21 protein-coding genes and 2 tRNA genes are annotated in these 21,816 nt (G+C 62.1%); 19 read left to right on the top strand and 4 right to left on the bottom strand.

Going from position 1 to position 21,816, the window contains the following annotated elements; all coding sequences use genetic code 11:
* Positions 1 to 87 precede the first annotated feature (87 nt).
* The 3 genes from APH27_RS20565 to APH27_RS20555 are packed head-to-tail and all read left to right on the top strand — an operon-like array spanning position 88 to position 3,650.
* Positions 88 to 747: a paraquat-inducible protein A gene (locus APH27_RS20565; RefSeq protein WP_027918211.1), complete on the top strand. Its 660-nt coding sequence runs from the start codon at positions 88 to 90 to the stop codon at positions 745 to 747.
* On the top strand, positions 734 to 1,357 hold the full coding sequence (locus tag APH27_RS20560) for a paraquat-inducible protein A (protein WP_027918212.1): 624 nt from the start codon (positions 734 to 736) through the stop codon (positions 1,355 to 1,357). Before APH27_RS20565 ends, APH27_RS20560 begins: the two co-directional genes overlap by 14 nt.
* Positions 1,350 to 3,650, top strand: coding sequence for a PqiB family protein (locus tag APH27_RS20555; protein WP_060485765.1), 2,301 nt, complete (start codon positions 1,350 to 1,352; stop codon positions 3,648 to 3,650). The genes APH27_RS20560 and APH27_RS20555 overlap by 8 nt, the downstream gene beginning before the upstream one ends.
* 124 nt (positions 3,651 to 3,774) lie before the next feature.
* Here APH27_RS20555 and rpsT read toward each other — a convergent pair whose 3' ends face one another.
* Positions 3,775 to 4,053: a 30S ribosomal protein S20 gene (gene rpsT, locus APH27_RS20550; RefSeq protein ID WP_003247625.1), complete on the bottom strand. Its 279-nt coding sequence runs from the start codon at positions 4,051 to 4,053 to the stop codon at positions 3,775 to 3,777.
* A gap of 250 nt (positions 4,054 to 4,303) precedes the next feature.
* On the opposite strand from rpsT, the gene murJ reads away from it, so the two are divergent.
* The 6 genes from murJ to ispH all read left to right on the top strand — a co-directional run bounded on the left by murJ (position 4,304) and on the right by ispH (position 11,639).
* Complete coding sequence (gene murJ, locus APH27_RS20545; protein ID WP_060485764.1) at positions 4,304 to 5,842, top strand: murein biosynthesis integral membrane protein MurJ; 1,539 nt, start codon at positions 4,304 to 4,306, stop codon at positions 5,840 to 5,842.
* Between the two features lie 118 nt (positions 5,843 to 5,960).
* Positions 5,961 to 6,911: a bifunctional riboflavin kinase/FAD synthetase gene (gene ribF / locus APH27_RS20540; protein ID WP_060485763.1), complete on the top strand. Its 951-nt coding sequence runs from the start codon at positions 5,961 to 5,963 to the stop codon at positions 6,909 to 6,911.
* Positions 6,908 to 9,739, top strand: a complete 2,832-nt coding sequence (gene ileS / locus APH27_RS20535; RefSeq protein WP_027918216.1) for an isoleucine--tRNA ligase — start codon at positions 6,908 to 6,910, stop codon at positions 9,737 to 9,739. The genes ribF and ileS overlap by 4 nt, the downstream gene beginning before the upstream one ends.
* Entirely contained in the window at positions 9,732 to 10,247 is a 516-nt protein-coding gene (gene lspA / locus APH27_RS20530) for a signal peptidase II (protein ID WP_027918217.1), read from the top strand. Before ileS ends, lspA begins: the two co-directional genes overlap by 8 nt.
* Positions 10,240 to 10,677 (top strand): FKBP-type peptidyl-prolyl cis-trans isomerase, encoded by a 438-nt coding sequence (fkpB, locus tag APH27_RS20525; protein ID WP_027918218.1) that lies wholly within the window; start codon positions 10,240 to 10,242, stop codon positions 10,675 to 10,677. The genes lspA and fkpB overlap by 8 nt, the downstream gene beginning before the upstream one ends.
* 14 nt (positions 10,678 to 10,691) lie before the next feature.
* Positions 10,692 to 11,639 carry a 4-hydroxy-3-methylbut-2-enyl diphosphate reductase gene (gene ispH, locus APH27_RS20520; RefSeq protein WP_027918219.1) on the top strand — a complete coding sequence of 316 codons (948 nt, stop codon included), beginning with the start codon at positions 10,692 to 10,694 and terminating at the stop codon, positions 11,637 to 11,639.
* Between the two features lies 1 nt (position 11,640).
* On the opposite strand, the gene APH27_RS20515 is transcribed toward ispH, so the two are convergent.
* Positions 11,641 to 12,120, bottom strand: a complete 480-nt coding sequence (locus APH27_RS20515; protein WP_060485762.1) for a GspH/FimT family protein — start codon at positions 12,118 to 12,120, stop codon at positions 11,641 to 11,643.
* Between the two features lie 109 nt (positions 12,121 to 12,229).
* On the opposite strand from APH27_RS20515, the gene APH27_RS20510 reads away from it, so the two are divergent.
* Genes APH27_RS20510 through thiO form a run of 5 tightly spaced genes read left to right on the top strand, consistent with a single transcriptional unit; the run spans position 12,230 to position 15,068 of the window.
* A complete protein-coding gene (locus APH27_RS20510) occupies positions 12,230 to 12,412 on the top strand; it encodes a prepilin-type N-terminal cleavage/methylation domain-containing protein (RefSeq protein ID WP_027918221.1) in 183 nt (60 codons plus the stop codon).
* A complete protein-coding gene (locus APH27_RS20505; RefSeq protein WP_060485761.1) occupies positions 12,409 to 13,056 on the top strand; it encodes a PilW family protein in 648 nt (215 codons plus the stop codon). The genes APH27_RS20510 and APH27_RS20505 overlap by 4 nt, the downstream gene beginning before the upstream one ends.
* Positions 13,053 to 13,526, top strand: a complete 474-nt coding sequence (locus tag APH27_RS20500; protein WP_027918223.1) for a hypothetical protein — start codon at positions 13,053 to 13,055, stop codon at positions 13,524 to 13,526. The genes APH27_RS20505 and APH27_RS20500 overlap by 4 nt, the downstream gene beginning before the upstream one ends.
* A 1-nt stretch (position 13,527) precedes the next feature.
* Positions 13,528 to 13,917 (top strand): type IV pilin protein, encoded by a 390-nt coding sequence (locus tag APH27_RS20495; protein ID WP_060485760.1) that lies wholly within the window; start codon positions 13,528 to 13,530, stop codon positions 13,915 to 13,917.
* 53 nt (positions 13,918 to 13,970) lie between these two features.
* The gene (thiO, locus tag APH27_RS20490; protein WP_060485759.1) at positions 13,971 to 15,068 is read left to right on the top strand and encodes a glycine oxidase ThiO; all 1,098 of its coding nucleotides are present in this window, start codon (positions 13,971 to 13,973) and stop codon (positions 15,066 to 15,068) included.
* Positions 15,069 to 15,212: 144 nt separating this feature from the next.
* Here the strand turns inward: thiO and APH27_RS20485 are convergent, their stop codons facing one another.
* Entirely contained in the window at positions 15,213 to 15,443 is a 231-nt protein-coding gene (locus APH27_RS20485; protein WP_027918226.1) for a PP0621 family protein, read from the bottom strand.
* A 93-nt stretch (positions 15,444 to 15,536) separates the two neighbouring features.
* The gene (locus APH27_RS20480) at positions 15,537 to 16,556 is read right to left on the bottom strand and encodes an outer membrane protein assembly factor BamD (protein ID WP_027918227.1); all 1,020 of its coding nucleotides are present in this window, start codon (positions 16,554 to 16,556) and stop codon (positions 15,537 to 15,539) included.
* A 147-nt stretch (positions 16,557 to 16,703) separates the two neighbouring features.
* Between APH27_RS20480 and rluD the strand changes: the two genes are divergently transcribed.
* From rluD to APH27_RS20455, 5 genes are all read left to right on the top strand, one after another.
* Positions 16,704 to 17,666 carry a 23S rRNA pseudouridine(1911/1915/1917) synthase RluD gene (rluD, locus tag APH27_RS20475; RefSeq protein WP_027918228.1) on the top strand — a complete coding sequence of 321 codons (963 nt, stop codon included), beginning with the start codon at positions 16,704 to 16,706 and terminating at the stop codon, positions 17,664 to 17,666.
* Positions 17,663 to 18,403, top strand: coding sequence for a peptidoglycan editing factor PgeF (gene pgeF, locus APH27_RS20470; RefSeq protein ID WP_027918229.1), 741 nt, complete (start codon positions 17,663 to 17,665; stop codon positions 18,401 to 18,403). Before rluD ends, pgeF begins: the two co-directional genes overlap by 4 nt.
* Positions 18,404 to 18,633: 230 nt before the next feature.
* The gene (clpB, locus tag APH27_RS20465; protein WP_027918230.1) at positions 18,634 to 21,198 is read left to right on the top strand and encodes an ATP-dependent chaperone ClpB; all 2,565 of its coding nucleotides are present in this window, start codon (positions 18,634 to 18,636) and stop codon (positions 21,196 to 21,198) included.
* A gap of 459 nt (positions 21,199 to 21,657) precedes the next feature.
* Positions 21,658 to 21,733, top strand: a tRNA-Asn gene (locus APH27_RS20460).
* 4 nt (positions 21,734 to 21,737) lie between these two features.
* A tRNA-Pro gene (locus APH27_RS20455) sits at positions 21,738 to 21,814 on the top strand.
* The last annotated feature ends 2 nt before the right edge of the window (positions 21,815 to 21,816 follow it).

Here is a 21,816-nt window from a genome sequence, read left to right as displayed (position 1 = left end):
CTGGATCCATGGCAGGCGTTAGTCGTCTCCCACATTTTGAGCTGAGACCACTAGAATAGAGCTGACGTACCTATTCAGAATCTCGAGATGCCCGATCCCGTCGAAACCCAAGCCTTAGAGCAGTTGCCGCTGGACGAACTGGTCGCCTGCCACGAGTGCGACCTGCTGATGCGCAAGCCGGTGCTGCAGCATGACGAAAAAGCCCAATGCCCACGCTGTGGCTATGAGCTGTACGCCCACCGGCACAATGTGGTCAGCCGCAGCCTGGCCTTGGTGCTGACGGCCCTGCTGCTGTTCGTGCCAGCCAACTTCCTGCCCATCATGCAGCTGCACCTTCTTGGCCAGACTTCGGACGACACCGTTTGGAGTGGTGTGCTAGGTCTGTATAACTCGGAAATGCGCGGCGTGGCCGTGGTGGTGTTCCTGTGCAGCATGGCCATCCCCTTGCTCAAGTTGCTGTGCCAGCTGGCCGTGCTGCTGAGCATCCGCCTGAATGTCGGGCGCAGTTACGGTCTGCTGTTCTATCGCGTCTATCACCACCTGCGGGACTGGGGCATGCTCGAGGTCTATTTCATGGGCGTGCTGGTGGCGATCGTCAAACTCGTCGACCTGGCCGAATTGACTATTGGGCTTGGCCTGTTCTGTTTCATCAGCCTGTTGCTGATCCAGGTCTGGCTCGAAGTGGTGATGTCGCCACACCAGATCTGGAGCGCATTGTCGGGGGAGGATCTCCATGCGGGCGATTGATGCAGGCATTCTGGTCTGCAATGAGTGCCATGAGTTGAACCGCCAGGACGCCGAGAGCGATTCGCAGACCTGCACGCGCTGCGGCGCCGTCGTGCATGCGCGGCGACCCAACAGCATCATCCGTACCTGGGCGTTGTTGATCACTGCCTCGATTCTGTACATACCAGCCAATCTGTTGCCGATCATGACGGTCAGTACTTTGGGGCAGGGTAGCGGCGACACCATCATGTCCGGCGTCATCACCTTGCTCAAGCACGGCATGCTGCCAATTGCCGCCGTGGTTTTCATTGCCAGCATCCTGGTGCCTACCTTCAAGCTGGTGGGTATCGGCCTGCTGCTGTATTCGGTCCAGCGCCGTCAGCCGCTGTCGGCAAGGCAACGAATCCTGATGTACCGCTTCATCGAGTTCATAGGGCGCTGGTCCATGCTGGACATCTTCGTTATCGCCATTCTGGTGGCGGTGGTGAATTTTGGCCGTATCGCCAGTGTCGAAGCCAACCTGGGCGCTGTCGCCTTCGCTACTGTGGTGATCCTCACAATGCTTGCTGCTTTAACTTTCGATCCCCGACTGATCTGGGATAACACGGAGTCGGATGACGACCATGAGTGACATGCCAACGGCTAAAACCCGCCCTGCGTCGAACTGGTCGGCGATCTGGATCCTGCCGCTGATCGCGCTGATGATCGGTGGCTGGCTGGCCTGGCAGGCCTACCGTGATGCTGGCGTGGAAATCGAAGTGCGTTTCGAGACTGGCGAGGGCATTGTCGCCAACAAGACCGAAGTGATCTTCAAAGGTATGCCGGTTGGCAAGGTCACGAAGCTGGTGCTGGATGCAAAGGGTGAGAACCAGGGGGTAATCGCCACCATCGAGATGAACAAGGCCGCCGAACCGCACCTGACCAAGGGCACACGGTTCTGGCTGGTCAAGCCAAGTGTCAGTCTGGCTGGTATCTCTGGTCTGGAGACGCTGGTATCCGGCAACTACATCGCTGTCAGCCCGGGTGAAGGCGAGCCGACCAAGCGCTTTAACGCACTCAAGGTCGCGCCACCACTGTCCGACAGTGAGCCTGGCCTGCACCTGACGCTCAAGGCCGACCGCCTAGGCTCGCTCAATCGTGACAGCCCGGTGTTCTACAAGCAGATTCAGGTTGGCCGGGTGAAAAGCTATCGCCTGTCTGACGACCAGAGCACGGTCGAGGTCAAGGTCTTCATCGAACCGGCCTACGCCAGCCTGGTGCGCAAACACACGCGCTTCTGGAATGCCAGCGGCATCAGCATCGACGCTGACCTGTCGGGCGTGAAGGTGCGCAGCGAGTCACTGTCGAGCATTGTTGCTGGCGGCATCGCCTTTGCCACGCCCGAGTATCGCAAGGACAGCCCGCCTACAGACCCGAGCCTGCCGTTCCGCTTGTATGAAGACTTCGATGCGGCCCAGGCAGGTATCCGCGTCAAGGTGAAGCTCAGCGACTATGAAGGCCTGCAGGCCGGTCGTACGCCGGTCATGTACAAAGGTATTCAGGTCGGTTCGTTGAAAGCCCTGAAGATGGAAGACAACCTGAGCAGCGCCACGGCCGAGCTGACGCTGGACCCCTTGACCGAGGACTATCTGGTCGAGGGTACGCAGTTCTGGGTGGTCAAACCGTCCATTTCCCTGGCGGGTATTACCGGTCTGGAAGCGTTGGTCAAAGGTAACTACATCGCCATTCGCCCAGGCGAAAAAGGCGCCAAGCCGCAGCGCGAGTTCGAGGCCCGGCCCAAGGCGCCGCCGCTGGACCTGAAGGCCCCAGGCCTGCACCTGGTGCTGTTCGCCGATACGCTGGGCTCGCTGGAGATCGGCAGCCCGGTGATGTACCGCCAGGTCAAGGTCGGTAGCGTGCAAAGCTACCAGTTTGCCCGCAACAGCAACCGTATCCTGATTGGTGTGCATATCGAAAAGGAGTACGAAAACCTGGTCAACGGCTCCTCGCGGTTCTGGAATGTCAGCGGTATTACCCTGACCGGCGGCCTGTCGGGCATCAAGATCAAGAGTGAGTCGCTGCAGACGCTCATGGCCGGGGGCATCGCCTTCGATACACCCACGCCCAATGTTGCGCTCAAACGCCATATCCCACGTTTCCGCCTGCTGGAAAGCCAAGAGGCGGTGAACCGCACCGGTACCTTGGTCACCATACGGGTAGACCGTGCTGATGGTCTTAAGCCTGGCACGCCAATCCGCTTCCGTGGCCTGGATGTCGGTAGCGTCGAGAGTGTGGACCTGACAAAAGACCTGCAGGCGGTACTGCTGCGAGCACGCATTACCGAGGCGGCTGATCGTATTGCCCGGGCGGGCACGCAGTTCTGGGTGGTCAAGCCGGCACTTGGGCTGGTGCGGACCGAGAACCTCGATACCTTGATTGGCGGGCAGTACATCGAAGTGCAGCCAGCGGTGAAGGACAAGGGGCCGCAGCGTGATTTCATCGCGTTGAGCGAAGCGCCTGAAGTCGTAGGCGAGGAAGTGGGCCTGCCGTTGACGCTGAGTGCGCCGCGCCGTGGTTCGATCAAGCCGGGCGTGCCTGTTACCTATCGCGAGGTGGCGGTCGGCAAGGTGACCGGTTTCGAGCTTGGTCAGACTGCGGATCGCGTGTTGATCCATATTCTGATCGAGCCGCGTTATGCCGCCCTGGTGCGCGGTGGCAGCAGGTTCTGGAACAGCAGTGGGTTCGGCTTCGACTGGGGGCTGTTCAAGGGTGCCACGGTGCGTACCGAGTCGCTTGAGACGCTCATCGATGGCGGTATTGCCTTCGCCACGCCTGAGGGCGAGCAGATGGGCAATCCGGCGCGGCCGCAGCAGACCTTCGCCTTGTTCGAGAAGCCAGAGGATGCCTGGCTGCAGTGGGCACCGAAGATCCAGATCGCCAAGTAAGTTCCAAGGCTGGCGCGGTTCCAGTGGGAGCGGGTAAGCCCGCTCTCACCAGGATCGCGTGAGCCTTGAATTGCAGGCATAAAAAAACCGGCCCTAGGGCCGGTTTTTTCGACAAGAACGTCGCTTAGGCAGCTGCAGCTTCTTTCAGCGCCTTGATGTGGCCATTCAGACGGCCTTTGTGGCGAGCAGCTTTGTTCTTGTGGATGATGCCTTTATCGGCCATACGGTCGATTACAGGCACAGCCAGAACGTAAGCGGCTTGCGCTTTTTCGGCGTCTTTTGCGTCGATGGCTTTAACTACATTCTTGATGTAGGTACGGACCATGGAACGCAGGCTGGCGTTGTGGCTGCGACGCTTCTCAGCCTGTTTTGCACGTTTCTTGGCGGAAGGTGTGTTGGCCACCGTCGAGCTCCTCGAAAGACTTTAGGTAAATAGCAAACAAAATAGGCCGCGAATCATGCCGATGAGTCGACCGGATGTCAAGGCCACCTGCAGGGTTCCGCCGAGTGGTGCAGCAACAGGCGGGAAATATTCCTTTCTGCCGTGCTACCTGTAAACTCGGGATTTTTTGGCTCCCCTGCGAAGGCGCGGGAGTATCGCACATTCGGACGCTGTCTGGCAGCGCCCTCTGTCCCTGGCGTGAATCTTTTCGATGAATCTGCTCAAATCCCTGGCTGCAGTCAGCTCCATCACCATGATTTCGCGGGTGCTGGGCTTCGTGCGCGACACCATCCTGGCCCGTGTTTTCGGGGCCGGTATCGCCACCGACGCCTTCTTCATCGCCTTCAAGCTGCCCAACCTGCTGCGGCGGATCTTTGCCGAAGGGGCATTTTCCCAGGCGTTCGTGCCGATCCTGGCCGAATACAAGACCCAGCAGGGCGAGGAGGCGACGCGCACCTTCATCGCCTACGTCAGCGGCCTGCTGACCCTGGTGCTGGCCCTGGTCACGGCCGTCGGCATACTCGCCGCACCCTGGGTGGTCTGGGCCACTGCCCCGGGCTTTGTCGACAGCGCCGAGAAGTACGCGCTCACCACAGACCTGTTGCGGGTGACCTTCCCTTATATATTGCTGATTTCGCTGTCCTCCCTGGCCGGCGCGATTCTCAATACCTGGAACCGCTTTTCCGTCCCGGCGTTCACGCCGACCCTGCTCAACGTGGCGATGATCATCTTCGCCGTGCTGCTCACGCCGTATTTCAATCCGCCGATCATGGCCCTGGCCTGGGGCGTGCTGGCCGGAGGCCTGGCGCAACTGCTGTACCAGCTGCCAGCGCTGAAGAAGATCGGCATGCTCGTGCTGCCGCGCCTGAACCTGCGCGATGCGGGCGTATGGCGGGTGCTCAAGCAGATGCTGCCGGCGATCCTCGGGGTATCGGTGAGCCAGATCTCGCTGATCATCAACACCATCTTCGCCTCCTTCCTGGTGGCCGGTTCGGTGTCGTGGATGTACTACGCCGACCGCCTCATGGAGCTGCCTTCTGGTGTGCTGGGCGTGGCCCTTGGCACCATCCTGCTGCCGACCCTGGCCAAGACCTACGCCAGCAAGGACCGTGAGGAGTATTCGCGAATCATGGATTGGGGGCTGCGTCTGTGCTTCCTGCTGGTGTTGCCGTGTACCCTGGCCCTGGCGATCCTCGCCGAGCCGCTGACCGTGGCATTGTTCCAATACGGCAAGTTCAGCGCCTTCGACGCCGCGATGACCCAGCGTGCGCTGATTGCGTACTCGGTCGGCCTGCTGGCGATCATTCTGGTCAAGGTGCTGGCACCAGGCTTCTATGCGCAGCAGAATATCCGTACCCCGGTGAAGATCGCGATTTTCACCCTGGTCTGCACGCAGCTGTTCAACCTGGCACTGGTCGGCCCGCTGCAGCACGCCGGCCTGGCCTTGGCCATCAGCCTGGGTGCCTGTCTGAACGCAGGCCTGCTGTTCTGGAAACTGCGCAGCCAGCAACTGTTCCAGCCGCAACCGGGCTGGGCGAAGTACCTGCTCAAACTGGTGCTGGCAGTCACCCTGATGGCAGCAGTGCTGCTGGTAGGCATGCACTATTTGCCGGCCTGGGAACAGGGCAACATGCTTGAACGGTTCCTGCGCCTGGGCGCGTTGATCGCAGCGGGTGTGGTGACCTATTTCGGTTGCCTGTACCTGTGCGGCTTCCGGCCCCGGCACTTCGCCCGCAACGCCCTGCATTGAGGTAGAAGGCGGGTCAGGCGTCGGTTTTTCGCATTCCACGCCACCCCTTGGCGCTGCTGCCTGTCACCAGCGCCCGGGTGTGGTTATAATCGGCCACTTTATGAGCAAGAAGCGCGTTATGCAGCTGGTTCGAGGTCTTCACAACCTGCGCCCCGAGCACCGGGGCTGTGTCGCCACCATTGGCAACTTCGACGGGGTTCACCGGGGCCACCAGGCAATCCTGGCGCGCCTGCGCGAGCGCGGGCAAGAGCTGGGCCTGCCGACTTGCGTGGTGATCTTCGAGCCGCAGCCGCGCGAGTACTTCGCCCCGGACACTGCACCCGCCCGCCTGGCGCGCCTGCGCGACAAGGTCGAACTGCTGGTCGCCGAGGGCATCGACCGGGTTCTGTGCCTGGCGTTCAACCAGCGCCTGAGCAAGCTCAGCGCCGATGGGTTCGTCAAGGCAATCCTGGTCGACGGCCTGGGCGTGCGTCACCTTGAAGTGGGCGACGACTTCCGCTTCGGCTGCGACCGCGCCGGCGACTTCACCTTCCTGGTCGCTGCCGGCAAGCAGTACGGGTTTACCGTCGAAGCCGCCAACACCGTGATCCAGGACGGCCTGCGGGTCAGCAGCACCGAAGTACGCAAGGCGCTGTCCGAAGGCAACTTCGAGCTGGCCGAGCATCTGTTGGGCCGCCCATACCGTATTACTGGCCGTGTGCTGCATGGCCAGAAGCTGGCCCGCCAGCTCGGCACCCCGACTGCCAACATCCAGCTCAAGCGCCGCCGTGTGCCGCTGTCCGGGGTCTACCTGGCCAGCATCGAGATCGACGGCAAGGCCTGGCCGGGTGTCGGCAATATTGGTGTGCGCCCGACGGTGGCCGGTGACGGCCGCCCGCACCTCGAGATTCATCTACTGGATTATGCCGGCGATCTGTATGGCCGGCGCCTGACGGTGGAATTCCACCACAAGCTGCGTGAAGAGCAGCGATTCGCCTCCCTGGAGGCGCTGAAGTCGGCGATCGATGCGGATATCGCCGCCGCACGTGCACATTGGCACGCTCAACCGCTAACGAAGAGCCTGAAATGACCGACTACAAAGCCACGCTAAACCTTCCGGACACCGCCTTCCCCATGAAGGCCGGCCTGCCTCAGCGCGAACCGCAGATCCTGCAGCGCTGGGACAGCATTGGCCTGTACCAGAAGCTGCGCGAAATTGGCAAGGATCGTCCGAAGTTCGTCCTGCACGACGGCCCGCCCTATGCCAACGGCAAGATTCACATCGGTCATGCGCTGAACAAGATCCTCAAGGACATGATCGTCCGCTCCAAGACCCTGTCGGGCTTCGATGCGCCGTACGTACCGGGCTGGGACTGCCACGGCCTGCCAATCGAGCACAAGGTCGAGGTCACCCACGGCAAGCACCTGACCGCCGACCGTACCCGCGAGCTGTGCCGCGAGTACGCCGCCGAGCAGATCGAAGGGCAGAAGTCCGAATTCATCCGCCTGGGCGTGCTGGGTGACTGGGACAACCCGTACAAGACCATGAACTTCGCCAACGAGGCCGGTGAAATCCGTGCCCTGGCCGAGATGGTCAAGCAAGGCTTCGTGTTCAAGGGCCTCAAGCCGGTGAACTGGTGCTTCGACTGCGGTTCGGCCCTGGCTGAAGCCGAAGTCGAATACGCCGACAAGAAATCCCAGACCATCGACGTGGCCTTCCCGGTCGCCGACGAGGCCAAGCTGGCCGCCGCCTTCGGCCTGGCCTCGCTGGCCAAGCCAGCTGCCATCGTGATCTGGACCACCACCCCGTGGACCATCCCGGCCAACCAGGCGCTGAACATCCACCCGGAGTTCAAGTACGCCCTGGTCGACACCGGCGAGCGCCTGCTGGTGCTGGCTGAAGAACTGGTCGAAGCGTGCCTCAAGCGCTACAACCTGGAAGGTTCGGTGATCGCCACCGCCCCGGGCTCGGCCCTGGAGCTGGTCAACTTCCGCCACCCGTTCTACGACCGCCTGTCGCCAGTCTACCTGGCCGACTACGTCGAACTGGGCGCCGGTACCGGCGTGGTGCACTCGGCACCTGCCTACGGTGAAGACGACTTCGTCACCTGCAAGCGCTACGGCATGGTCAACGACGACATCCTCACCCCGGTGCAGAGCAACGGCGTGTACGTCGAGTCGCTGCCATTCTTCGGCGGCCAGTTCATCTGGAAAGCCAACCCGGCCATCGTCGAAAAGCTGAGCGAAGTCGGCGCGCTGATGCACACCGAAACCATCAGCCACAGCTACATGCACTGCTGGCGTCACAAGACCCCGCTGATCTACCGCGCCACCGCGCAGTGGTTCGTCGGCATGGACAAGCAGCCGAGCACCGGCGAGCCGCTGCGCGAGCGCGCACTCAAAGCCATCGAAGAGACCAAGTTCGTCCCGGCCTGGGGCCAGGCGCGCCTGCATTCGATGATCGCCAACCGCCCGGACTGGTGCATCTCGCGTCAACGCAACTGGGGCGTACCAATCCCGTTCTTCCTGCACAAGCAGACCGGCGAGCTGCACCCGCGCACCGTCGAACTGATGGAGGCCGTGGCCAAGCGCGTCGAGCAAGAGGGCATCGAAGCCTGGTTCAAGCTGGACGCCGCCGAACTGCTGGGTGACGAAGCCAGCCAGTACGACAAGATCGCCGATACCCTGGACGTCTGGTTCGACTCCGGTACCACCCACTGGCACGTGCTGCGTGGCTCGCACGACATCGGCCACGCCACCGGCCCGCGCGCCGACCTGTACCTGGAAGGTTCCGACCAGCACCGCGGCTGGTTCCACTCGTCCTTGCTGACCGGTTGCGCCATCGACGGCCACGCGCCGTACCGCGAGCTGCTGACCCACGGCTTCACCGTGGACGAAAGCGGCCGCAAGATGTCCAAGTCGCTGGGCAACACCATCGAGCCGGAGAAGGTCAACAACACCCTGGGTGCCGACATCCTGCGCCTGTGGGTTTCCGCGACCGACTACTCGGGCGAGATGGCTGTTTCCGAGCAGATCCTGCAGCGCAGCGCCGATGCCTACCGCCGTATCCGCAACACCGCGCGCTTCCTGCTCTCCAACCTGTCCGGCTTCGACCCGGCCCGCGACCTGCTGGCCCCGGAAGACATGCTGGCCCTGGACCGCTGGGCGGTGGACCGTACCCTGCTGCTGCAGCGTGAGCTGGAAGAGCATTACGGCGAGTACCGCTTCTGGAACGTCTACTCGAAGATCCACAACTTCTGCGTGCAGGAGTTGGGCGGCTTCTACCTCGACATCATCAAGGACCGCCAGTACACCACCGGCGCCAACAGTGTTGCCCGTCGTTCCTGCCAGACCGCGCTGTACCACATCAGCGAGGCACTGGTGCGCTGGATCGCGCCGATCCTGGCGTTCACCGCCGATGAAATCTGGCAGTACCTGCCGGGCGAGCGCAACGAATCGGTAATGCTCAACGGCTGGTACCAGGGCCTCAGCGAGCTGCCGGAAGGCACCGAACTGGACCGCGCCTACTGGGACCGCGTCATGGCCGTCAAAGCCGCGGTCAACAAGGAGCTGGAAAACCAGCGTACCGCCAAGGTCATCGGCGGCAACCTGCAGGCTGAAGTTACCCTGTTCGCCGAGGAAGGCCTGAGCGCCGACCTGAGCAAGCTGGGTGATGAACTGCGCTTCGTGCTGATCACCTCGGCCGCCAGCGTGGTGCCGTTTGCCCAGGCGCCGGCCGAAGCCGTGGCCACCGAAGTCGAAGGCCTCAAGCTGCAGGTGGTCAAGTCCGGTCACGTGAAGTGCGGCCGTTGCTGGCACTTCCGCGCCGACGTCGGCAGCCACCCGGAGCACCCGGAAATCTGCGGCCGTTGCGTCGACAACCTGACCGGCGAAGGCGAGGTGCGCCACTATGCCTAACCCTACCGCGGGGCGCTTCGGGCGCCTTGCATGGCTTTGGTTGAGCTTGCTGGTCCTGGTCCTGGACCAGGCCACCAAGCTGTACTTCAACAATGCCCTGACCATGTACCAGCAGGTCGTCGTCATCCCTGACTACTTCAGCTGGACCCTGGCCTACAACACCGGCGCGGCGTTCAGCTTCCTGGCCGACAGCTCCGGCTGGCAGCGTTGGCTGTTCGCCTTGATCGCCGTGGTGGTCAGTTCGGTGCTGGTCGTCTGGCTCAAGCGCCTGGGGCGCAACGAGACCTGGCTGGCCGTGGCGCTGGCGCTGGTGCTGGGTGGTGCCATCGGCAACCTGTACGACCGCATCGTGCTTGGCCACGTGGTCGACTTCATCCTGGTGCACTGGCACAACACCTACCGCTTCCCGGCCTTTAACCTGGCCGACAGCGCCATCACCGTTGGTGCGGTGATGCTGGCGCTGGATATGTTCAAGAGCAAGAAGTCCGAGGATCCGGTCCATGACTGACACCCGTATCGGCCAGAACACCGAAGTCACCCTGCACTTCGCGCTGCACCTGGAAAACGGCGACACCGTCGACAGCACCTTCGACAAGGCGCCAGCCACCTTCAAGGTCGGCGACGGCAACCTGCTGCCAGGCTTCGAGAGCGCCCTGTTCGGCTTCAAGGCCGGTGACAAGCGCACTGTGGTAGTGGCCCCGGAGAATGCCTTCGGTCAGCCCAACCCACAGAACGTGCAGGTCATGCCACGCTCCAACTTCGAAGGCATGGAGCTGTCCGAAGGGTTGTTGATCATCTTCAACGACGCTGCCAACACCGAGCTGCCGGGTGTGGTCAAAGCCTTCGACGACGACCAGGTGACCATCGACTTCAACCACCCACTGGCTGGCAAGACCCTGAGCTTCGAGGTGGAAATCCTCGAGGTGAAGGCCCTGTAAGCCTGGAGCCGAGCATGCAAATCAAACTCGCCAACCCTCGCGGTTTCTGTGCTGGGGTCGACCGGGCGATCGAGATCGTCAACCGTGCGCTGGAAGTCTTCGGCCCGCCGATCTACGTGCGCCACGAAGTGGTGCACAACAAGTTCGTGGTGGAAGACCTGCGTAACCGTGGCGCCATCTTCGTCGAAGAGCTGGACCAGGTGCCGGACGATGTCATCGTCATCTTCAGTGCCCACGGCGTTTCCCAGGCTGTGCGCCAGGAAGCCGCCGGCCGTGGCCTGAAAGTGTTCGACGCGACTTGCCCGCTGGTCACCAAGGTGCATATCGAAGTGGCCAAATACAGCCGCGATGGCCGTGAGTGCATTCTCATCGGCCACGAAGGGCACCCGGAAGTCGAAGGCACCATGGGGCAATATGACCCCAGCAACGGCGGTGCCATCTACCTCGTCGAAGACGAAGACGATGTTGCCCAACTGCAGGTGAACGACCCCGACCACCTGGCCTTCGTTACCCAGACCACGTTGTCGATGGACGACACCAGTCGCGTCATCGACGCCTTGCGTGCGCGCTTCCCGAACATTGGCGGCCCGCGCAAGGACGACATCTGCTACGCCACGCAAAACCGCCAGGATGCGGTCAAGCAGCTGGCTGGCGAGAGTGATGTATTGCTGGTGGTGGGCAGCCCTAACAGCTCCAACTCCAACCGCCTGCGCGAGCTGGCCGAGCGCATGGGCACCCCCGCATACCTGATCGATGGTGCCGAGGACATGCAGCGTGTCTGGTTTGAAAAGGCACAACGGGTAGGCATCACTGCCGGTGCTTCGGCCCCCGAAGTGTTGGTGCAGGGCGTGATTGAACAGCTCAAGGCCTGGGGCGCCACCGGCGCCGAAGAGCTTGATGGGCGGCCGGAGAACATCACGTTCTCCATGCCTAAAGAGCTGCGGGTTCGCTCGCTGATCTGAATCAGGGGCCTGCGTACGATGAGTTTGTTTGTTCATTTGTGCGCAGGTCTACCTTGCCTGTACTTGATATCACTACCTCGTATTTGCAGCTCGCTGAAGAGCCCTCACAAACTTTCAATGTCGCGCCTAATCGCCCCACTGGCATTCCCAGGGCGCTGAATTTCACCTGTCCCTTGGTGTTTTCGACGATTCTCATTGAACGCGTCAGCCTGTATTCGCGCAGCACTTGCTGATTATGTTCGAGCAGTACAACCCAGCCCTTGCTCCAATCTTTTTGCAGTGGTCGCACAAGCACGGCCCGGCTTTGCAGCATGGCGTGGCTGCGCGCGCTGCGCAGTGCCTGGGCCAGATCCCGGGCTGCGGCCGCTCTATGCAGATCATCGCTCAGCCTCGCGTAGGCCGGCATGCCAAGTTGCGTCAGCAAAGCGGCCATGACCAGGGCGAACATCATTTGAATCAGTGTTACACCACGTTGCCTCACCGTGCATTCCTCCCTGGAAGTGCTTGGCTATAGCTTCACGGTCATGGGGCATGAGGTCCAGTCGACCAAGTTCCAGGCAATTGCAGGAAAAGGCGCAGGAGGTGCAGGGATGCACAAGAAACAGCGGGGCATGACGCTTCTGGAAGTGCTGTTGTCGGTCGTTGTGGTGGCTGTTGGCATCTTTGCTTGCGCAGCCATGCAGCTGAAGGCATTGCAAGCGACTGACGGTGCGCGCCGCGATGGGCAGGCGGCATTTGCGGTGCACAGCGAAAACGAGCGGGGCCGACCATGAAGCGCATGCAAGTCGGCTTCGGTCTGCTCGAAGTGATGCTGGCGCTGACGATCGGGCTGATGGTGCTGGCGGCTGCTAGTCAGCTCTTTGCCACTGCCCATCAGGCATGGCGGCTTCAAGGCGCAGCGCTGCGCCTTCAGGATGATGCACGCCTGGCGTTGCTGCGTATGGCTCAGGATATCCGCATGGCAGGCATGTTCGGTTGCCTGCGACTGAACCCCGACGACTTCGAAGACCCGATTGCTAGGCAGGCATTTGCCCAGCCACTGGTGATTGGCCCGTCCAGCCTGGAGTTGGTGGTCGCCGAGTCATCAGAGCATGCAGGCGAGCCTGACTGGGCACTGCTGACTGACTGCCATACCGAAGCCCTCGTGAAAAAAGATTTCCCGTCGAAACCGGGCACGCTCATGGCCTTGCGAATCAGCCGTCATCGATATGAGCTACGTGGTTCCACCCTGCAGTTCATCTGGAAAGGAAGGTCCCAATCGCTGATTGAGCATGTACGCAAGTTACAGGTGACCCGCGTTGATACGCCCAAAGGGGGGAGGGTTGACCTGAAGCTGACGTTGTTCGAACCGACGCTACAACTTGAGCAGCGCCATGAACTAAGCGTGGCTCTACGTAATCTGGAGTCCGATTCATGAGTCGTGAACGCGGGATGGTTCTGCTGCTATCTCTGGTGCTAAGCCTGCTGCTGGCCTTGCTGGCAGCCTCGGCTTTACGCGACGCGCTGATCGAAACCCGAATGACCGGCGCCATGACGGATGGCCTGCAGGCTTTTGAAGACGCGGAAGCCGTGCTGCTAGCTGGCGTCGAGGCGTTAATGCGCACGCCGCCAGGGAAGTGCAACGACTGCCAACCACCGCCACGCCCGCACGACCTGCAAGGCCAATGGCAAAACCACGAACGCGGTTACTTTCAGCTACAGAACCTGGGTGAAACCGACCGAGCCGCACACATGCCCGAGGGTGAGTGGGCCACCTTGTACCGGATAACAGCCGTCAGCCGGCAGCTGGCAGCCAGGCAGGTACTGGAAGCCGTATACGCCGTACCCACCGCTCAAGCACAAGCCCCCCAGCGCATTCTCTGGCGGCAGAGACTGAGGCAAGACTGACATGCAGCAAGGTATGAGCCTGATCGAGTTGTTGATTGTCGTGGCCGTGACCGGCATTCTGGCAGCCATTGCCTACCCCAGTTACAGCGACCAGCTCAGGCGAGCCGCACGCAGCGAAGTGGTTGGCCTGCTGCATGACGCCGCCTTGCGCCTGGAGCGCCATCGCGTGCGCACCGGCCAGTACGCCGAAGGCGACCCGCAGTTGCCCGCCGCCAACCGTCATTACCGCCTGCAGGCCCAGCGCGACAGCGATACCTTCACGCTGACCGCCCACCGGCTGCCCGATGGCCTGATGGCCGATGATCGCTGTGGTGACTTCCAGCTCGACCAGGCCGGTGTGCAGAGCAATCCGGGCGCCACTGAAAGCAGCGAGCGCTGCTGGGGAAGCTGAAGGTTGAATGATGCCCGTGCATCGCGGTTTTACTTCAGGTGTTGGATCGACAGATGAGCAAGCAAGTAGTGGTGGTCGGCGGCGGGGTGATCGGCCTGCTGACCGCGTTCAACCTGGCGGCGAAGGTCGGCCAGGTGCTGGTGTGTGACCAGGGCGAAGTTGGGCGCGAGTCTTCCTGGGCTGGTGGCGGTATCGTTTCGCCGTTGTACCCCTGGCGCTATAGCCCGGCGGTGACCGCATTGGCGCACTGGTCGCAGGACTTTTATCCACAACTTGGCGAGCGCCTGTGCGCAGCGACAGGCATCGACCCCGAGGTGCATACCACTGGCCTGTACTGGCTCGACCTTGACGACGAAGCCGAGGCCTTGGCCTGGGCCGAGCGTGAACAGCGGCCACTCAGCGCCGTGGACATCTCGGCAGCCTACGATGCGGTGCCGGTGCTTGGCCCGGGCTTCAGGCGCGCGATCTACATGGCCGGTGTGGCCAACGTGCGCAATCCGCGGCTGGTGAAGTCGCTCAAGGCGGCGTTGCAGGCGCTGCCCAATGTGACCTTGCGCGAGCACTGCCAGGTCAGCGGCTTCGTTCATGAGAACGGCCGCGTGACTGGCGTACAGACGGCTGACGGTGTGCTCAAGGCTGATGAAGTGGTGCTCAGTGCCGGCGCCTGGAGTGGCGACCTGCTGCGCACCCTGGGGCTCGAGCTGCCGGTCGAGCCGGTGAAGGGCCAGATGATCCTGTTCAAATGTGCCGAAGACTTCCTGCCGAGCATGGTGCTGGCCAGGGGGCGCTATGCGATTCCGCGTCGTGATGGGCACATTCTGGTGGGCAGTACGCTGGAGCATGCCGGCTACGACAAGACCCCGACCGAGGAGGCGCTGGCCAGCCTCAAGGCGTCGGCCATCGAACTGTTGCCTGAGCTCAAGGATGCCACGGTTGTGGCGCACTGGGCCGGACTGCGTCCAGGCTCGCCTGAAGGCATTCCGTACATCGGGCCAGTGCCTGGGCATGACGGTTTGTGGCTGAACTGCGGGCACTACCGCAACGGGCTGGTGCTGGCGCCGGCTTCGTGTCAGCTGTTCACCGACTTGCTGACCGGGGCCGAGCCGATCATTGATCCTGCGCCTTATAAGCCAGAGGGGCGTTTGGGCTGAGATTGCTGGGCTCGCTTTGCGGGCCTTTCGCGACAAGAGGCCGCTGCTACTGGGATCGCGGCTTCTTGTAGGAGCGGCGTTGCCGGGGCGCCGGACCGGTCGGAAAGGGCTGCACAGCAGCCCCCATTTCACCAAGCTAAAAGATCACTGCGATTGGCCGGGCCCCTGCTGCAAGTGCGCCTGGCTGCAATACCAGTCATTCCCCTGCTGCAGCGCCCGGTCATCGGGCAGGTGTACGCCACAGTGGGCGCAGCGCACCATCTTCAGCGGCGCGTCGAGCTTGGGCTCGGAGTGCGATTGCTGGCTGACTTTGAACTTGCGCCACAGCCAGAACGCGGCGGCGATCAGGGCGATCCAGAAAAGTAGGCGAACCATGGTGTCCAGCTTGTTGGTTGTAGAAGCCGACAGTCTAGGACGCAGCCATAAAAAAAGGGAGGCCTCAGGCCTCCCTTTCTCATTGCGCGTGTGTCAGTCGAACAGACCAAAGGTCATGTAGCTGAACCACGAGCGGTCTTTCTCGGCTTCTTTCGGGCCTGCCGGCACGATCGGGTCGCCGTTCTCGTCCTTAGGCAGCAGCTCTTGCGGCATCTCGTCGCGCGCGTCCTGGAACTGCTTGACCACGTCCTGGTTGGCGCGGGTTTCGCCCGGCGGCAGCGGGGTGTCGGTCTCGATCAGGCCCAGGGTGGCCTTGGACAGCCAGCCGCGGCCGTCAGACTCGGTCTGCTTGGGCTGGAACTGGCCATCGACCAGGCTTGGGTGGTCCGGGTAGTTGAGCTTGAGGGTTTCCAGGCTGGTGGCTGCCAGTTCGTCCAGGTGCATCTTCTGGTACGACTCGACCATCACGGCCAGGCCGTCGCCAACCGATGGGGTTTCCTGGAAGTTCTCGACCACGTAGCGGCCACGGTTGGCAGCGGCCACGTAAGCCTGGCGGCTCAGGTAGTAGTCGGCCACGTGGATTTCGTAGGAAGCCAGCAGGTTGCGCAGGTAGATCATGCGCTGCTTGGCGTCTGGCGCGTAGCGGCTGTTGGGGAAGCGGCTGGTCAGCTGGGCGAACTCGTTGTACGAGTCGCGCGCGGCGCCCGGGTCACGCTTGGTCATGTCCAGCGGCAGGAAGCGCGCCAGCAGGCCACGGTCCTGGTCGAACGAAGTCAGGCCCTTGAGGTAGTAGGCGTAGTCGACGTTCGGGTGCTGCGGGTGCAGGCGAATGAAGCGCTCGGCAGCCGATTTGGCAGCCTCAGGCTCGGAGTTCTTGTAGTTGGCGTAGATCAGCTCGAGCTGCGCCTGGTCGGCGTAGCGGCCGAACGGATAACGCGACTCCAGGGCCTTGAGCTTGTTCACGGCGCTGGTGTAGCTGGAGTTGTCCAGGTCAGCCTGAGCCTGTTGATACAGCTCGGCCTCACTGAGGTTCTCGTCAATGACTTCCTTATTGGAGGAACAGGCCGCGGTGAGCCCGAGGATGGCGATCAGCAGCAGGTGTTTCACTTGCATGGCGGCTTGCGTCCCTTTGACGGCCGCTGTCTTGGGCGGTGCCGTCCTGTTATGATGAGCGCCCCGGCAAACCCCGGGACAAAAGAAGCCGTATTTAACCACAAGCTCGCAGCCGAAACCAAAGGCTGTGCGCCCGCCGAATCGAGCATGTCCGAGATCATTCAACTTAGCGCAGAGGTCCCGTCCGAACTGGGCGGTCAACGCCTCGACCAGGTCGCCGCCCAATTGTTCGCCGAGTATTCGCGTTCGCGGCTTACTTCGTGGATCAAAGAGGGCCGCCTGACGGTCGATGGCGCGGTCGTGCGCCCTCGGGACCCGGTCCATGGTGGCTCGCAACTCATCCTGGAGGCCGAGCAAGAGGCCCAGGGTGAGTGGATCGCAGAAGATATCGAACTGGATATCGTCTACGAAGACGACCACATCATGGTGATCAACAAGCCTGCCGGGCTGGTTGTGCACCCGGCTGCCGGGCATGCCAGCGGTACGCTGCTCAATGCGCTGCTGCACCACGTGCCAGACATCGTCAACGTGCCGCGCGCCGGTATCGTGCACCGCCTGGACAAGGACACCACCGGCCTGATGGTGGTGGCCAAGACCTTGCAGGCGCAGACCAAGCTGGTCGAGCAGATGCAGGCCCGTAAAGTCAGCCGCATCTACGAATGCATTGTGATTGGCGTGGTCACCGCCGGTGGCAAGATCGATGCGCCTATCGGCCGTCACGGCGGCATGCGCCAGCGTATGGCGGTCACCGACGGCGGTAAGCCGGCGGTCAGCCACTACCGTGTGCTCAAGCGCTTCCGCTCGCACACCCACGTACGCGTGAAGCTGGAAACCGGCCGTACCCACCAGATTCGTGTGCACATGGCTCATGTCGGTTTCCCGCTGGTTGGCGATCAGACCTACGGCGGGCGCTTCCGCATTCCGCCGGCTGCCAGCCCAACCATGGTCGAGGCGGTGAAGACCTTCCCGCGCCAGGCGCTGCATGCGCGTTTCCTCGCCTTGGCTCACCCGATCACCGGTGAAATCATGAAGTGGGAATCGCCCTTGCCGGACGATTTCGTCTGGTTGCTGTCGCTGCTCAACCAGGACCGCGAGAGCTTTATCGGATGAACGGCCTGACGCAGTCGCTGCTGATCCCCGATTGGCCAGCCCCGGCCTCGGTTCGCGCCTGCGTCACTACCCGTGAGGGCGGGGTCAGCCTGCCGCCCTATGAAACCTTCAATCTCGGCGATCACGTCGGCGATGACCCGGCCGCAGTCGTCGAGAACCGCCGTCGCCTGAGCGACGCATTCACCATCCAGCCAGCCTGGCTCAAGCAGGTGCATGGCTTGGTGGTGGCCGATGCCGACCCAGCTGTGGTGGCCGAAGCTGACGCTAGCTGGACCGACCAGCCTGGCATCGCCTGCACCGTGATGACTGCCGATTGCCTGCCGGCATTGTTCTGCGATCGCGCCGGTACGCGGGTGGCTGCAGCCCATGCTGGCTGGCGCGGGCTGGCAGGCGGCGTGCTCGAGGCTACCCTCGATCGCCTGGCGCTGGCGCCTGAAGAGGTGCTGGTGTGGCTCGGGCCGGCCATTGGCCCCAAGGCGTTCGAAGTCGGGCTGGAAGTGCGCGATGCATTTACCGCCGTGCATCCCGAAGCGGCCAGGGCGTTCGTCGACGGCGAGCGGCCAGGCAAGTTGATGGCCGACATCTACGAGCTGGCGCGCATTCGGCTGGCCGCGCGTGGGGTGACGGCTGTTTATGGCGGTGGCTACTGCACGGTCAGTGATGCCCGCTTCTTCTCCTATCGCCGCACCCCTCAAGGTGGGCGCTTCGCCTCGCTGGTCTGGCTGGCCCCGCGCTAGCCTGTACTGGCCTCTCGCGGATAAATCCGCTCCTACACGGGAACGCGAAACCTGTAGGAGCGGATTCATCCGCGAATGCCCCAGCGCTGATCCAGAAAGCTGACCCCGGTCAACCGCGCTACGCTTGAATCTTTCAGAATCACCCTTATCTATAAGGTCATCTCAGGCAGGTTTCTTCATAAACAGGCGCTGTCCATCGCTCCGACCTGCCCTTTAAAGGAAGGTACACCATGCGAATAGACCGTTTGACCAGCAAGCTTCAGCTTGCAATATCCGATGCCCAATCCCTGGCCGTTGGCATGGACCACCCAGCCATCGAGCCCGTGCACCTGCTGCAGGCCCTGCTCGAACAGCAGGGCGGTTCGATCAAGCCGCTGCTGATGCAGGTTGGCTTCGACATCAACAGCCTGCGCCAGGCATTGGTGAAAGAACTCGACCAGTTGCCGAAAATCCAGAACCCCACCGGCGACGTGAACATGTCGCAGGACCTGGCACGCCTGCTCAACCAGGCCGACCGCCTGGCTCAGCAGAAGGGCGACCAGTTCATTTCCAGCGAACTGGTGCTGCTCGCTGCCATGGACGAGAACAGCAAGCTCGGCAAGCTGCTGCTCAGCCAGGGTGTGAGCAAAAAGGCCCTGGAAAACGCCATCAACAACCTGCGCGGCGGCGCGGCGGTGAATGACGCCAACGCCGAAGAGTCGCGCCAGGCCCTGGACAAGTACACCGTCGACCTGACCAAGCGCGCCGAAGAAGGCAAGCTTGACCCGGTGATCGGCCGTGATGACGAAATCCGCCGCACCGTGCAGGTGCTGCAGCGCCGCACCAAGAACAACCCGGTGCTGATCGGTGAGCCTGGCGTGGGTAAAACCGCCATCGCCGAGGGCCTGGCCCAGCGCATCATCAACGGTGAAGTGCCCGATGGCCTGAAAGGCAAGCGCCTGCTGGCGCTGGACATGGGGGCGCTGATCGCTGGTGCCAAGTACCGTGGCGAGTTTGAAGAGCGCCTCAAAGGCCTGCTCAACGAGCTGTCCAAGCAGGAAGGCCAGATCATCCTGTTCATCGACGAACTGCACACCATGGTCGGCGCCGGCAAAGGCGAGGGCGCCATGGACGCCGGCAACATGCTCAAGCCGGCCCTGGCCCGCGGCGAGTTGCACTGCGTTGGCGCTACCACGCTCAACGAATACCGCCAGTTCATCGAGAAGGACGCGGCGCTGGAGCGGCGCTTCCAGAAAGTGCTGGTGGAAGAGCCGAGCGAGGAAGATACCATCGCCATCCTGCGTGGCCTGAAAGAACGCTATGAAGTGCACCACAAGGTGGCCATCACCGACGGTGCGATCATTGCCGCAGCCAAGCTCAGCCACCGCTACATCACCGACCGCCAGCTGCCAGACAAGGCCATCGACCTGATCGACGAAGCGGCCAGCCGCATCCGCATGGAGATTGACTCCAAGCCGGAAGTGCTCGACCGCCTTGACCGTCGCCTGATCCAGTTGAAGGTGGAGTCCCAGGCGCTGAAGAAGGAAGAAGACGAGGCGGCCAAGAAGCGCCTCGAGAAGCTCACCGAGGAAATCGAGCGACTGGAGCGCGAGTATTCGGACCTGGAGGAAATCTGGGCGTCGGAGAAAGCCGAAGTGCAAGGCTCGGCGCAGATCCAGCAAAAGATCGAGCAGGCTCGCCAGGAACTGGAGGCCGCCCGTCGCAAAGGTGACCTGAGCCGCATGGCCGAGCTGCAGTACGGGGTGATCCCGGACCTGGAGCGCAGCCTGCAGATGGTCGACCAGCACGGCAAGACCGAGAACCAGCTGCTGCGCAACAAAGTGACCGAGGAAGAAATTGCCGAAGTGGTGTCCAAATGGACGGGCATCCCGGTGGCGAAGATGCTCGAAGGCGAGCGTGAGAAGCTGTTGAAGATGGAAGCGTTGCTGCACCAGCGCGTAATCGGCCAAGGCGAAGCGGTGACCGCAGTTGCCAACGCCGTGCGCCGTTCGCGTGCCGGGCTGTCCGACCCGAACCGGCCGAGTGGTTCGTTCCTGTTCCTCGGCCCGACCGGTGTGGGCAAGACCGAGCTGTGCAAGGCACTGGCCGAATTCCTGTTCGATACCGAAGAGGCCATGGTGCGCATCGACATGTCCGAGTTCATGGAGAAACACTCCGTGGCTCGCCTGATTGGTGCCCCGCCAGGCTACGTCGGTTATGAAGAGGGCGGTTACCTGACCGAGGCCGTGCGCCGCAAGCCGTACTCGGTGGTGCTGCTGGACGAAGTGGAGAAGGCCCATCCGGATGTGTTCAACGTGCTGCTGCAGGTGCTGGAAGACGGCCGCCTGACTGACAGCCACGGCCGCACCGTGGACTTCCGCAACACGGTGATCGTGATGACCTCCAACCTGGGCTCGGCGCAGATCCAGGAGCTGGTGGGGGATCGCGAGGCGCAGCGTGCGGCAGTGATGGACGCGGTGGGTTCGCACTTCCGTCCGGAGTTCATCAACCGTATCGACGAAGTGGTGGTGTTCGAGCCACTGGGCCGCGAGCAGATCGCCGGTATTACCGAGATCCAGCTTGGCCGCCTGCGCAGCCGCCTGCTCGAGCGCGAACTGTCGCTGAGCCTGAGCCCGGAGGCGTTGGACAAGCTGATCGCCGTGGGTTACGACCCGGTATATGGCGCGCGTCCGCTGAAGCGGGCGATCCAGCGCTGGATCGAAAACCCGCTGGCGCAGCTGATCCTGGCTGGCAAGTTCGTACCAGGGACGGCGATTACCGCCAAGGTCGAAGGCGACGAAATCGTCTTTGCCTGATTGCTGCTATAAATGAGCCCCGCATCTGCGGGGCTTTTTTTTGCCTGTTTACCTGTGCGGGCCCCTTCGCGGGTAAATCCGCTCCCACAGGATTACCTACCGTTTCAAGGCCTGTGCAGTACCTGTGGGAGCGGGTTTACCCGCGAAGAGGCCCGTGCAGCCCCAGCAAATCCGGGGCTTTCCGGGCTTGTTGGTTAACTTGCTGAAAATTTTGAAATTTTTGCTTGCATCATAAAACGAGTGCCCCTAATATACGCCGCGTTGTCAGGCACTAAGCGAATCACCCGCAACATCGGTGACCGCAAAACAACTTACAAATCAGTAAGTTGAATGAAAAAAAGTGGTTGACAAGCAAAACGAAGAATGTAGAATAGCCGGCCTCAGCAGCGACAACGCGAAAGCGGAGAAGCTAAAGGGTCCGAAGCGAACACAGTCTTCGGAGTTGTACCGAAGTTCAGTTCCGCGATAGCTCAGTCGGTAGAGCAAATGACTGTTAATCATTGGGTCCCTGGTTCGAGTCCAGGTCGCGGAGCCAATCTCGGGGTGTAGCGCAGTCCGGTAGCGCGCCTGCTTTGGGAGCAGGATGTCAGGAGTTCGAATCCCCTCACCCCGACCATT

The sequence above is a fragment of the Pseudomonas sp. NBRC 111123 genome (assembly GCF_001320205.1).
In the GTDB taxonomy this organism is placed as follows: domain Bacteria; phylum Pseudomonadota; class Gammaproteobacteria; order Pseudomonadales; family Pseudomonadaceae; genus Aquipseudomonas; species Aquipseudomonas putida_J.
The sequence above is the reverse complement of the archived record's forward strand: the minus strand, read 5'-3'. Positions and strand labels throughout refer to the sequence as shown.

Bases quoted from the DNA above. Each gene is read 5' to 3' on its own strand.
- APH27_RS20485 (WP_027918226.1), bottom strand. From the start codon at position 15,443: ATGGTTCGCCTACTTTTCTGGATCGCCCTGATCGCCGCCGCGTTCTGG.
- APH27_RS20500 (WP_027918223.1), top strand. From the start codon at position 13,053: ATGAGTCGTGAACGCGGGATGGTTCTGCTGCTATCTCTGGTGCTAAGC.
- ileS (WP_027918216.1), top strand. From the start codon at position 6,908: ATGACCGACTACAAAGCCACGCTAAACCTTCCGGACACCGCCTTCCCC.
- APH27_RS20505 (WP_060485761.1), top strand. From the start codon at position 12,409: ATGAAGCGCATGCAAGTCGGCTTCGGTCTGCTCGAAGTGATGCTGGCG.
- APH27_RS20555 (WP_060485765.1), top strand. From the start codon at position 1,350: ATGAGTGACATGCCAACGGCTAAAACCCGCCCTGCGTCGAACTGGTCG.
- APH27_RS20510 (WP_027918221.1), top strand. From the start codon at position 12,230: ATGCACAAGAAACAGCGGGGCATGACGCTTCTGGAAGTGCTGTTGTCG.
- murJ (WP_060485764.1), top strand. From the start codon at position 4,304: ATGAATCTGCTCAAATCCCTGGCTGCAGTCAGCTCCATCACCATGATT.
- APH27_RS20480 (WP_027918227.1), bottom strand. From the start codon at position 16,556: ATGCAAGTGAAACACCTGCTGCTGATCGCCATCCTCGGGCTCACCGCG.
- thiO (WP_060485759.1), top strand. From the start codon at position 13,971: ATGAGCAAGCAAGTAGTGGTGGTCGGCGGCGGGGTGATCGGCCTGCTG.
- ispH (WP_027918219.1), top strand. From the start codon at position 10,692: ATGCAAATCAAACTCGCCAACCCTCGCGGTTTCTGTGCTGGGGTCGAC.
- APH27_RS20495 (WP_060485760.1), top strand. From the start codon at position 13,528: ATGCAGCAAGGTATGAGCCTGATCGAGTTGTTGATTGTCGTGGCCGTG.
- ribF (WP_060485763.1), top strand. From the start codon at position 5,961: ATGCAGCTGGTTCGAGGTCTTCACAACCTGCGCCCCGAGCACCGGGGC.
- APH27_RS20565 (WP_027918211.1), top strand. From the start codon at position 88: ATGCCCGATCCCGTCGAAACCCAAGCCTTAGAGCAGTTGCCGCTGGAC.
- pgeF (WP_027918229.1), top strand. From the start codon at position 17,663: ATGAACGGCCTGACGCAGTCGCTGCTGATCCCCGATTGGCCAGCCCCG.
- clpB (WP_027918230.1), top strand. From the start codon at position 18,634: ATGCGAATAGACCGTTTGACCAGCAAGCTTCAGCTTGCAATATCCGAT.
- lspA (WP_027918217.1), top strand. From the start codon at position 9,732: ATGCCTAACCCTACCGCGGGGCGCTTCGGGCGCCTTGCATGGCTTTGG.
- APH27_RS20560 (WP_027918212.1), top strand. From the start codon at position 734: ATGCGGGCGATTGATGCAGGCATTCTGGTCTGCAATGAGTGCCATGAG.
- fkpB (WP_027918218.1), top strand. From the start codon at position 10,240: ATGACTGACACCCGTATCGGCCAGAACACCGAAGTCACCCTGCACTTC.
- rluD (WP_027918228.1), top strand. From the start codon at position 16,704: ATGTCCGAGATCATTCAACTTAGCGCAGAGGTCCCGTCCGAACTGGGC.